Genomic DNA, 12,340 nt, shown 5'->3' with positions numbered 1-12,340 from the left:
TAAATGTAAATATAGAAAAATTACTCTATTTTAAAATGGGTATTTTACAATGGGAAGCAGTTCATAGTCTTAATAACAGAGGATTCTACATGGATCTCACACGATTCCAAAGCTTAATGATATGAGGGATATAAAAGTAAGATGAATGCTATCTAAAAGTAATCGGCATCAATGTTAATTTCACTCATATCATTTACAATGACTGCCATTTTTAAATCTTTTGTATTCGATAACAAATTATTAAGTATTGTTGTTTTACCAGCCCCTAAATAACCACTTAATGATGTAACTGTGATTTTATCCATGTTAAAACTAATAAATAGTAATCATTACGATTTGAAACATATTTTAGTTAATCATATTTCTAATCATATTGCAAGTATTTTTTAAAATTAAAAACACTTTTAGAAGACTCGAAAATTACTGACGAATCTTTCTAAAAGCGTTTTTACTTTATTATTTAGTTTCTCGGCGAAACGTACACGTTTTAATCGGGGAGAATACTTTTTTAATTCTAATCGTTCTGGGTTATTTCGTTTATTTTTAGTCGTAATACAATTTTTATCTCCTGTTTCTGTACATGCTAAAGTAATATTGACTCTCATTTCTAACACTTCATAATTAGTAATGATTACGCTTTGAATGGCAGTTCATTATAATTACTTCGTCAAGGGATCTAATTTCATATTTCATAAAATTTATCAATTCTTATTGGAATTGATAGATGTTTCTTATTAATTTTAGATCAGTCACTTATTTGAATGATAAGCTAACAATCCATATAGATTTTGATAAATCCCTTAAAATAACCTCATAAATAAAAAGGTTATTTTATTAACTTACGCTTTTCTCATCATAAATACACAAAAATATTAGAATTGTTTACGTTATTTGAGAAAGGAGTTTTCTTATTTCAGAAAAGCGCCCTAGTTGTTTTATCGCCTCCTCTTTCGTTAATGTCTCTGCTTCTGCTTAGTTAAAAATGACTTGTACCTTCTCTTTTGAAATCTCATTAGCGTTAGCTGGTTACTCACTTGATCTACCACAAATTCACTACTTCCAATAATTTGAGTTGGGGACTTTGCTGCAAATGCAGAAAATATAGTATCAAAAGTAGTAGCAACCAATCTCATGTTCTTTTTATAATATTTCATTTCCTTTTAAGGTGTATTTTGTCTTACAAGTTAATCCTATATGTGCAGTTACACTGGAGTTCCCTTTTTGCTTCATTGTCTATCTAGTAAGCATTCATAAATAGCATCAATTCATTTATAGTGAGGGGTTTAGATACGTAATAGCCCTGTATTGAATCATATTCGGCCTCTGATATGGAATTAAGCTGCTCAACGCTTTCTACTCCTTCTATAATCACTTTTAAATCTAGTGTTTTGATAAATTTTGTAAGCAATGCAACTACCTTTTTATTTGAGTTGCCCTCAATAAACAATCTATCTAATTTCACCCCATCTAGAGGAAACAGCGAAATATATTGAAAATTGGAATAGCCAGAACCAAAATCATCAATTAATAAAATATGACCACGTTCACGAATAATTTTTAAATTTTCTCTCGCCTCGATTCCCATTAGGGTTTCCTCCGTTAATTCAAAAGCAATTCGTTTATTGTTCGTAAAATTAATGTCATCCAAATGCTCCATTAGCCAAGTGATATCATTGATTAATGAAGCGGTTAAATTAATCGAGACATAAACTATCTCATTATATCTTTTCAACAAATCAACAGCTTTATTAATAATATTCTTAGTTAACTTTATCAAACTCTCATTATCTAACATCGGAATAAAAACACCTGGTGATATGGAACCCAGTTCTTCGCATTTCCACCTGCTTAGTGCTTCAAAGGATAATTGCCCATCATTGTGCAATATGGGTTGGAAAACGATTTCAAACTCTTTCGATAGTAAACATTCCTGTGAAATGGGTGCTTTTACAGCATAACTATCCTTATTTTGCGAATAGACTTGTCTAACGTAATTTAACGCTGGAAGCCTTCTATCTTGTACATATAGATAGTGTGTCCTTACATAATCAATATGTGATAAATCATTAATAATGGAAAGAGCCTGCGACTGAACATTACAGACTACTATATATTCCTTATCAAATACTCTGTAACATTCAACCTCTGTTTGATACATTGCTAATTCTCTCTTAACCTCATCTATACAATTAAAAGTATCTACATTATGCCAACTTATGATTGTAATATATACTAATGCGAAAGATTTTTTATTTTCAATACTCGTCAATACAAACTTACGATTTGATTCAAATTTTGTTATCCCAGTCTCCATCCTAATTCCTCCAATTATTATCAAAAAATTACTATACATATAATATATTTTATAAAGTGAATCTGTAGTTAGCGTGTATTGAATGTGAAGTTTATGTGGAGCACTAATAATTGGTTAAAAATGGATAATTCAGCTCTTTTACTTGCACAAAAAAGAGCTAACAAATCACCACTTCAAGAAATTTGCTAGCTCACTATATTTAGTTTAAATGGCTGCCTTTACCATTGTTATTTATTCATCCGTTTTAAAGTTCGATACTAAATTTTGAAGCTCTTGCGACATCTCTGCTAAAGAACGGGATGCAAATGTCATCTCAATCATCGTAGCAGATTGTTCTTCCGCTGCCGCTACGACTTGTTGTGTATAGCTTGATGACTGATTGCTAACATCTTTTACTTTCCATATTTCATTTACAAGAATGTCTGTATTCCCACTAATATCTTGAATTTCTGTAGAGACAGATGCTAGTTTATTGTTAATCAGGTCTACATCAAATGCGATTTCTTCAAATGTTTTCCCCGCATTCGCAACATAATTTATCCCCTTTTCCACTACCATTTTTCCTTCATTGACAGTTTGTACTGTATTTTGTGTATTCATTTGAATATCACCTATTAAAGCAGAAATGTTGTTAGCTGCATTGCCTGATTCCTCTGCTAATTTCCTCACTTCATCTGCAACAACAGCAAATCCTTTCCCTTGTTCTCCTGCTCGTGCTGCTTCAATTGCTGCGTTTAAAGCTAGTAAATTGGTTTGAGCTGCAATGCTAGTAATGACATTAATAATCTCACCAATCTCTTGTGATTTACTTTCAAGCAATTGCATTGCTTCAGTCGTCACGATGTTCTGGCTATTAATTTGATTCATTTGTTCCACTGTCTGTGTAATGACTTCATTACCATAAAGAGAAACCTTAGAAGTTTCAATGGATAGATCGCTTAATTCTTTAATATTTTTCGTAATTTCTGTGATGCTTGATGATATCTGTAAAACTGAATGATTTGCTTCCTCCATACCAGCCAGTTGCTTTTCTTGCCCTGTAGAAATTTCTTGAATAGCCTTAGTAATTTCATCTGAGGCCATGCTTGTTTGTTCACTACTCGCAGTGAGTTGTTCAGATGTAGCTGCCACATGTTCGGCTGAACTTGAAACGGATTCAATCATACCTCTTAAATTTGTAGTCATCGTATTAATTCCTGTCGCTAAATGACCTAACTCATCTTTATTTTGAACTTTTAGATGCTTAAAGGTTAAATCTTGATTAGCAATCTTTTGAACACTATCAGTGACCATCTGAACTGGAATTGCTAAATGTCTTGAAAATAAAAATATAACGATTAAACCTATAACAACACTACTAGCAAGTGTAATCATAATCGTATGTTGAATTAACTGAACGCCATGATTAAATGATGCCATGAAGCTACTAGCACTTACCACCCAACCCCAGTTCGGATCTAAAGCGCTATAGGCTATTTTGTCTTCTTCTGTATCAGGTTGGTTCGGTAATGCTCTAGCGTAATATGTAAAACCCCCACCCTTTTCTGCTGCTTTTATCATATCTTGTATCATATAAATTCCGTTACTATCAACGCTCTCCCAAGCATTTTTCCCTTCTGAGAAAGGATGGGCTATTCTTTGACCATCTAATCCGTAAATAGCAAAATAGCCGTCCTCACCTAAATCAACATGAGTAGTTATTTTACGGGTACCATCACTATGTAAATCGCCAATTAAATGTTGTTTTACTTTTTCTTGAGCATCCTCTAACGATATTTCTCCCGTTTGAACGGCATAATTCATTGCATCAATTAACTGAAGTGCCATTTCAACATTATTTTTTAGCATTTTTTCTCCCATATCATCCAAGTGCTCTTTAGCAGAATAATAACTGCTTACGCCGATAATTAAGCTTGGAATGAATAAGAGGCTTAATGTAATCACAATTAACTTTGCCCTGATCTTCATTATCTATCTATCTCCTATCTTCAAGTGAATCAAGATTCCTGTTTCATTCGGTTCTAAAATTTGAGCTGCCCTTCGTAACAATTATTTACCTTTCAGGAAATGTCACTAAAAATTGAATACCATTCTCCATATTATCCACTGAATAATTAATAGAGAGTGATTGAAATATTTGTTTGACAATATATAAGCCTAAGCCACTGCCACCAGTGTTCCTATTTCTTGATTTTTCGATTCTATAAAAAGGCTGAAACAATTGTTGTAGTTCGTCTGCTTTTATTTGTATACCTGTATTAATGATTTGGATTTGAATCTGGTTTTGTTTTGAATCCTCCGTCAATGCTAAATATACAGTTTCTCCCTGTGGTGAATACATAATTGCATTATGGATAATATTTTTTAATGCTTTTTCTAATAAATCACTGTCTGTAAATACGTAATTATCTGGTGGGATTTTGTTAATGATTCTAATATTTTTCTGAGATGCAAAAAAAGCGAGGTCCTTCGTAATAGTCTCAATTAAATCTAGGAGATTTATTTCTCTTGCTTGGATTTTAAATGTATCTTGTTCTAGTTTGGACATACTTAAAATTTCACGGACGAGTTGTTCTGTTCTTTCAATAATTTTACGGTTTTTTTCTAAATAGTAGTCACGATTTTGATAAGGTCCGATATTATAAATCATCCCTTCTATATAACCTTTCATGACAGTGAGTGGCGTTTTTAATTCATGTGCAACTGTAGTGAAAAACTCCCTACGTTTTGTTTCGATTTTTCTTTCTCTTTCAATATCATCTTTTAATTGCTCATTTGCTATTTGTAAATCATTCATTGTCTTTTGCAAGTTATTCGACATTTCATTTAAGCTATTAGATAATTCCTCTAACTCATCATTGGAACGAACTACTATATTTTCGGAAAAATCAAGGTTTGCCATCTTTTGCGCACGCTCATTTATATAAAGGAGTGGTTTTGTAATAAATCTTGAATATAGATAGGCACTGCCCAATCCAATACCCACTACTATGATGCTAATATAAGGGAGAAAACGTACTAAGACCTGTGAAGCTTCATCGATAGGTTGAAATGTAGCAAATACATTCACGATTAAATTACCTTCATCTAGAAATTGAATGGGGAAAGATTTATGAAATGCATTTACTGTTTCTTCATTTTGTAATGGTGTTGTTTTTCCAGTAATAATTGGTGGCGGCGAATTTCCCTGAATCATGAACGAAGGTGAGTAGATAATATTTCCGTCCTTTTCTTGTAGGTAAATGATGGCATTATTTTCTTTGGAGTACTCGTCCAAAAGATTTTTTGCATGTTCTAATTTTATTTTTTCTGATTTTTTAATGATGTCGACCATACCTGATTGGAGTTGGTTTGTTTTATATTGTTCGTAAAATGTCGGAAGGAAGAAGTATAATGTTAAATAAATTAATACTGCAAAAGATAGCAATATAAGAGAAGTAATCATAAAAAGTTTATAGGTTATTTTTTTCATCTTCATGATGTCTACAATCCTACTCATCAATTTTATATCCAATACCCTTGACTGTTTTAATATAGGGTATATTTAATTTTTTTCTTAAATTTTTTATATGTGTATCAATCATCCGTGTTTCTCCTGAATAATCATATCCCCAAACTTTTTCTACAATGATTTCTCTAGTAAGTACTTTTTTTTCGTTATGAAGTAATAGTTGTAAAATCTCGAATTCCTTTGTCGTTAAAGATATTTCCTCTTCATTTACATAAGCTTTGTATCCGTCACAATCAACATTAAGTTCATTAAAATGTAAATCGTTACCCCGATTTTTATAATTGCTTCTTCTGAGAATGGCTTGTACACGTCTAATCAACACATGAAATGAGAATGGCTTCGTTATATAATCGTCAATACCAAGATCAAAGCCCTTCATTTGATCTTGTTCTTCTTCTAATGCCGTTAGGAAAATAATCGGTATATTAGATTGACTACGAATCATTTTGGCTACTTCAAATCCATTTAGATTTGGCATCATCACATCAAGAAGAATTAAATCAAAGGGTTGAGTATTTAATTTCTTTATTCCCTCTACTCCATCTGACGCTACCGCTAAAGTATAATTTTGTGTCTTCAAAAACTGCTTAATTAATTCTTGAATTTCTAAATCATCTTCTATTACAAGAATCTTGTAGTTCATTAAGATCTCCCCCTAGTTAGCCATTATAACCACGCAATCTGTAGTTTATGTGAAGATACCTCGTTTTTTCTAAAAAAATATAAATGAACCCTACGATTATAGTCATACTTAGATTTCATAAAAATAAGTTCCATCATAGAATAAAATTCCCCCAAATATCCACAGGCTTAATCTTGAATCTGCTGATTTTTTTGGAGGAATGTATTCTTCATCATGACATGGAATTTTTATAAAATGGAACTCTTTCATCTTCGTATAATCATTAAAGAAAAGGAGATGTTGCCCCCTGCTAGATATGAGTGGATTCTATTAATACTGAATGCACGTTTGAAAAAATTTATTTTCATATCACCTTGATCGTCCAACTAAATTCGACCTATTTGGCGTCAATATGGAGAACGTGGAATTTGTATCTAGAGATAGAAGGGAGTTTATGTGAGTCAATAGAAACTAAAACGTGTCCACTTAGATTAGATGGCATCAAACAAGAGGAGTATCATTAGGAGGTGGTATAACATAAAATGACCAACGTTTTACAACCAATACGATTTGTTATTTTTCTCAGTTAGTTTTTAGCACATTTCGTTTTCATTCCTACCATTTGCACAGTGGTCGAACGTGAAGCATGGATAAGTGACTTGGCCAGTGTAATTCCAATATTCCTTTTCGCATTACTACTATTTTTTCTGACTTAGTAGCCCTCCGACTTCAAGATTTGACTTTCATCCAGCACGCATTTCTCCCTTTTGAAATCAGTTTAATTTCACCACCTACTTGTAAATCAGTTAAAGCTTTACTAATTGTACTTTCGGCTATATCAGGATAAATACTTCGAATGTATTCTTTTGTAAAGGGTTGTTCTTGATTAAGAATAAAATTCTGAATTCGCTCTATCTTAGTATGTCTGCATATAGAATCCCGTATTCTGTTATGTAGATTTTTATAAGCCTCTAAAATAATAGATAAGAATGTTTTTAACCAGAAGCTCATATTATGCCCATTACAATACCAATTTACCGATGATTGATAGACGGCTTCATAGTATTCTGCCTCTCTTTTCTTGATATATTCATCTAAACAAACATATTTAACAAATGTATGTCCGCTTTTTACTAGTAATAATTGCATTAACATAAGCATTAATCTACCATTACCTTGACTAAATGGGATTATACAATAAAGATTGAATATAAAACGAGCTATCAATATAAGTGTAGGTAACTCTTTTTTATGGTTTAATACATTGTACTGGTTGCATAATTGTTCTACAGCCATTGGGATATTTTCAGGAGGAAGAGGACGATAAACAATCGTGTGCATCCCTTTCTCCGGAATTCCCGGGATAGAGAATGGCTTTTGACGCCATTTTGCACCGTCAGAGGTAATAAAATGAACTAATTGAAAATGCAATTCTTGTATAGTATCTGGACTAATAGAGAAAGCACTAGATTTTTCATGTACAAGTGTCAGCGTTTCATAATAACAAAATATCGCATCTTCTGAGATCGATTGGGGTATCATATCTTCTAAAATAAGTTCTTTTAATCGCTTATTAGAAACTTTTATATCCTCATATACCGAAACATAGTTTTTTATATATTGTAGTGGCATCGCTTTTGCAAGCCTAGTGAACATATCAGGTCTTTGCTCTTGATAAGCGGTCAACTTTCCTTTATATTCACTAATTTCACTAACTAAGTTTATTATTTGTTGCTCACCACTATTTATATATTGATCTTCAAAAAAATTTCTCATGTGGTTCCTCCTTTCTTGGAAATCCTGTTGCTTTTCCTTTGTTACAATCATACAGATTATTATTTTCAATTGCGAATCTTCATTAAATTAAACAAAAATACTAAAAATAACATCGTTTATTATTCTATATTGGTTCATTCACTGTATAAATGTAGCGCAATTAGAAGATAAATACGCATAATTCTTATCGGTCCATTCGTTTAAATATTAAAATGTCACAAAAAATAATTCATATGCTTTAGGCAAGAATATCGAAGTATTTCTCCCAGGGTAAATTTCACAAAAAATGAAGTCAACCTGAACGATAAGGATTGATTTAGTGTTTTCCAAGAATGTTTTGTTCACAAAGTTGATTGATAATCTATCGTTTCGATTGCCATTCATTGTAACTTACCTAAAGCTATAAAAATTTTGATAATGTAAAATGTTATCCAATTTTTAGAGGCAATATAAAAATGCAATACCCTTACTTTTAATACGCTAAGGGTATTGCATGCTTCTATTCTTATTCAATTATTTTAGTAGCCACAGAAAGGGTTTCAAAATTAACAGGAATTTTTTTTGTTTCTATTGTTACGGGCTTTTTCGAATCTGTAATATCTGTTATTTTAGCATATAAACGTGTACCGAATTCTGTGCTAAATCGTCCTTCGCCCGTCGCTCTAATTCCAAATCGATCATTTCCTTCTGCATTATCTCTAATTACGCGTTCAAATCCTTGAGTATCTGAAGCAAAGTTCATGGCAGAATATAAAAGTTGAGGGCTCATCGGTAAATTATTGTAATAATAAGTAGCGTCCCCATATAAATCTGCATTCAGTCTGTTTCTGCCCGATATTGTTATTTTTTCAAATACATACTCAACTTTATATTTTTTCCCTGCTGGAACAGGAAATCCTTGTGGAGGCACAGTGAACTTTCTAACTTGTGATTTCTCTGTAGTGTTTGAAGTGGACATATTATAATCAACACTAAAACTTTGCGAAGCTGAGACCATCATTACAGATAGGGTTGCATTGTAGTTATATCCAAATGTCCAACCTGAAGTATTGGTTGTACTAGTCATTTCCTTAAATTCATGCTCATATCCACTAGTAAATAACGTTACCTCATGCCCTAGATTATTTTCTAAAATATTTTCTCCAATTGTCAAAATTTGAGCGTTTTCAATCATAGACCCTTCTATAATATTACCGTTTAATTCGGTATCTTTTATATGGTGGTATCTATATTCTGTACCATCAAAAGCAGCACTGATCAGCATCTTTTTCACTCTTTCATCAATATCTTGATAGGCACTATTTTTATTTTGACTTTGTTCAGCCGCTTTTATGTTGCTTGAAACAACTCCAATATTATTCCCCGTCAGTCCTTGATTTTCAGAAGCACTTGCATTATTAGAAAAGGGACCGCCTGCCAATAAAGTACTTGTTACTACACCATACAGTATTATTTTATTTTTCATTGTGAAACCCTCCTAATATTTTTTTATTAAATATCTAATATTAATAGATTATTTAATATAAATATAATATCGAATGTCACAATTTTTCTCAAAAAAGGGTTAAAACTATCTTTTATAAAGACATATGGATTGATTTTACTATTTTTTTAATAGTTTCTATCCCTAAATATATTGTTTATTTTGTATTTATGGCAGAAGGATATAAAAAACAATAAAAATTAGCATAAATTGTCATAATTTATTGATTTGATTTTTCTCTGAAATTAAAAAAAATCGCTTATTATTCTGTATAAACGCAGCACAAATAGAAGCTAAATACACATAATTCTTATCAGTCCATTCGTTTAAATATTAAAATGTCAAAAAAATGAATTCAACTTGAACGATAAGGATTAATTTATTATTTTCCAAGAATAAAAGTAAAAATATGTTGCGGGTTGGTTGGGACGTATATCTTGTATAACAAACGAAGGTATAGTGGTTAGAGGAGGTAAAAAATGAGTGCAGTAGCAGGAAGTAATGTAGCTAAGTGGGAAGTAAGATGCAGGATTCTCAAAAAAGAGATTCATATAGGGAAATTCTCTAATAAAGCTTAATTGTGAAAAATCGAATAAGTTTACGAGGTATATAATAGCGATTCAATCGATAATAGGACGAATACTTGTTGCTATTTTGGAATCAGCAGATTATTATCATACAACAATTATTCAAATTTTAAAGAAACAGTCTATTTTGTTCAACTTAAACGTCTCTTACTAAGCTAAGAAAGGTTAAAACCAATACCTTCGAAAAAGGCGGTGGTGTACCGCCTCTTCAACCGACAGAAGATATTTAAACCTCAGTTGCTTCAAAGAGAAAATGGATTTCTAAACCAAAAACTAGATGTAATTTGCTGAATTCTTGAGAACATTTCACCCATATTTGTACTTAAAATTATTGGGATTTGTTGTGGATATGATGCTTTTGCTTTAGCTGCATTATGCTTGTCTACATGAGACTTAGCCGCCATTTTATTTGGTTTTAATCTAGAATTTACTAACGTGTTAATAGCTATATTTGAAGAAGGTGAGATAAATCCTTCGCTCGTTAAATCAGTACTTTTTAATAGTTGTTTTTGCACTTTGGATAGATAATGATCCTCATCTAATTGAGCTTCGAGTAGATTTAGAAAACCACTCTGATTATTTAAATTGATCATATTAAATAATGTAGGATTTTTTAAAAACAGTTGGTTTTGTAAATCAGATAAATTTTTTGTATCTGAACTCTTAAGAAGGGCTTCTGTTAATATTTGTTTGAAAGAAGCTTTTTGTTTTTCTGATAAATTTAATGTTTTATTTTCAGGCAATTCTTGAAGGAGTTTTTGTGTGAGAAGTAGATTTTCGATAGAAAGGGAATTTATATTCACGTTTATCTCCTTTCCTTTCTAAGTACTATTTTGATACACAAAGAATGGGATAGAATCGAAAATTTTATGCTGCGTATTTAAGAACCTTATAGCTAAATTAGTAGCTAGTTGTTACATTGATTGATTCATGCATATAGTTACTAGTTCATTTTATATTGTTAAAAACGAATAGACACGCCTTTAAAAGAGGCGTTCCAAACTGTAAAAGCTTTAAAGTATACTAGCTCTGATTGACATCCACAGAAAACTGTATTTAGTTATCAACGATTACCTAAATTACAATTCGGTCTAAAAAAGTAATTATATATTAGACGATAAAGAGATCTTTCCATTTGTATATTTAGAAATATCTTTAAGCATGTTTATTGCTTTTTCATTGCTCAATAAATGATCGATTTTAGGATCAATTCCAAGAATACTAGCATTAGATGTACCGGTAAAATCAATGTCTATTTGCTCATATTTTTTATGTTTTAGCATAGTCTTCTCCTTCTGTAATCGATGTTCCTCCATGTAATCTAAAAGTGTAAGTTGCGCCCTTTTTCTAGCTGCTTTTTCTTTTTCGCTTAATGGACACTCAAAACGTTGTCCATTCACAACAACCCAACGTTTTTCACCATCAAAGCCCATTTCACTCCATTGACATTCAGGATTATTGGTAGTGTAGTTTAAAATTTGGTTATAGGTATAGGAATCTACATAAAGTGTCGTTTTGATTGCTGTGCCCTTATCAAGTGTTTCCATCACTGTTTTCCCTGTACTAGAGAGTTCTACTGCATCTTTGAAATGATTAAATTGATTCGAGATACTATTGAACTTAGACTTATTATTTGTACCATGTAATACATTATTGTAATTCATCATTCCTTTTACGTTGTTAATATTCATTTTTCATTTGACCTCCTATACTATAGAACTTCTGATTATACTATCCCATTTATGAACGTTAACCGTATCCATACAACGCGCCATCACCCATGAGTGTGTACACTTTTGATCTTTTGGCTAGGGGCGTTCATAGATTATCTAATGTACATATCATATTAAATGTCACTAATTTTCACAAAAAAGGGTTTAAACTATCTTTTATAAAGACATATGGATTGTTTTTCATCGTTTTTTAATCGTTGCTTTCCCTAAATATATTGTTTATTTTGTATTTAGGGCAGAAGGATGCAATAAAATGATTGATGGTAGTATCAATTGTCACAATTTATTAATTTTTACCTATCATCATACGTTCG

At 31.6% G+C, this 12,340-nt stretch carries 8 protein-coding genes and 2 pseudogenes; all 10 read right to left on the bottom strand.

What is annotated here, in order from left to right:
• Nucleotides 1-161: 161 nt before the first annotated feature.
• Nucleotides 162-305: pseudogene (locus tag NST76_RS10190) on the bottom strand (GTP-binding protein); the annotation flags it as partial.
• Between the two features lie 177 nt (nucleotides 306-482).
• Nucleotides 483-605, bottom strand: a pseudogene (gene rpmG, locus NST76_RS10185) (50S ribosomal protein L33); the annotation flags it as partial.
• Between the two features lie 632 nt (nucleotides 606-1,237).
• On the bottom strand, nucleotides 1,238-2,314 hold the full coding sequence (locus tag NST76_RS10180; RefSeq protein WP_342545150.1) for an EAL domain-containing protein: 1,077 nt from the start codon (nucleotides 2,312-2,314) through the stop codon (nucleotides 1,238-1,240).
• A 231-nt stretch (nucleotides 2,315-2,545) separates the two neighbouring features.
• Nucleotides 2,546-4,282: a methyl-accepting chemotaxis protein gene (locus NST76_RS10175; protein WP_089932230.1), complete on the bottom strand. Its 1,737-nt coding sequence runs from the start codon at nucleotides 4,280-4,282 to the stop codon at nucleotides 2,546-2,548.
• Nucleotides 4,283-4,367: 85 nt separating this feature from the next.
• On the bottom strand, nucleotides 4,368-5,813 hold the full coding sequence (locus NST76_RS10170; protein ID WP_089932231.1) for a HAMP domain-containing sensor histidine kinase: 1,446 nt from the start codon (nucleotides 5,811-5,813) through the stop codon (nucleotides 4,368-4,370).
• Nucleotides 5,806-6,468, bottom strand: coding sequence for a response regulator transcription factor (locus tag NST76_RS10165; protein WP_342545147.1), 663 nt, complete (start codon nucleotides 6,466-6,468; stop codon nucleotides 5,806-5,808). Before NST76_RS10165 ends, NST76_RS10170 begins: the two co-directional genes overlap by 8 nt.
• A 708-nt stretch (nucleotides 6,469-7,176) precedes the next feature.
• Nucleotides 7,177-8,223 carry a Fic family protein gene (locus NST76_RS10160; RefSeq protein ID WP_058843103.1) on the bottom strand — a complete coding sequence of 349 codons (1,047 nt, stop codon included), beginning with the start codon at nucleotides 8,221-8,223 and terminating at the stop codon, nucleotides 7,177-7,179.
• A 505-nt stretch (nucleotides 8,224-8,728) separates the two neighbouring features.
• Entirely contained in the window at nucleotides 8,729-9,688 is a 960-nt protein-coding gene (locus tag NST76_RS10155; RefSeq protein ID WP_082673669.1) for an ETX/MTX2 family pore-forming toxin, read from the bottom strand.
• Between the two features lie 847 nt (nucleotides 9,689-10,535).
• Nucleotides 10,536-11,096, bottom strand: coding sequence for a hypothetical protein (locus NST76_RS10150; protein ID WP_342545146.1), 561 nt, complete (start codon nucleotides 11,094-11,096; stop codon nucleotides 10,536-10,538).
• A 300-nt stretch (nucleotides 11,097-11,396) separates the two neighbouring features.
• Nucleotides 11,397-11,984, bottom strand: coding sequence for a hypothetical protein (locus tag NST76_RS10145; protein WP_342545144.1), 588 nt, complete (start codon nucleotides 11,982-11,984; stop codon nucleotides 11,397-11,399).
• Nucleotides 11,985-12,340 lie beyond the last annotated feature (356 nt).

It is taken from the genome of Lysinibacillus sp. FSL W7-1291 (assembly GCF_038593415.1).
Classification (GTDB): Bacteria; Bacillota; Bacilli; order Bacillales_A; family Planococcaceae; genus Lysinibacillus; species Lysinibacillus fusiformis_D.
This window is presented reverse-complemented; position numbering and strand designations above follow the sequence as displayed.

Coding starts and splice junctions, on each gene's coding strand:
- NST76_RS10180 (WP_342545150.1), bottom strand. CDS start 2,314: ATGGAGACTGGGATAACAAAATTTGAATCAAATCGTAAGTTTGTATTG.
- NST76_RS10175 (WP_089932230.1), bottom strand. CDS start 4,282: ATGAAGATCAGGGCAAAGTTAATTGTGATTACATTAAGCCTCTTATTC.
- NST76_RS10170 (WP_089932231.1), bottom strand. CDS start 5,813: ATGAGTAGGATTGTAGACATCATGAAGATGAAAAAAATAACCTATAAA.
- NST76_RS10165 (WP_342545147.1), bottom strand. CDS start 6,468: ATGAACTACAAGATTCTTGTAATAGAAGATGATTTAGAAATTCAAGAA.
- NST76_RS10160 (WP_058843103.1), bottom strand. CDS start 8,223: ATGAGAAATTTTTTTGAAGATCAATATATAAATAGTGGTGAGCAACAA.
- NST76_RS10155 (WP_082673669.1), bottom strand. CDS start 9,688: ATGAAAAATAAAATAATACTGTATGGTGTAGTAACAAGTACTTTATTG.
- NST76_RS10145 (WP_342545144.1), bottom strand. CDS start 11,984: ATGAATATTAACAACGTAAAAGGAATGATGAATTACAATAATGTATTA.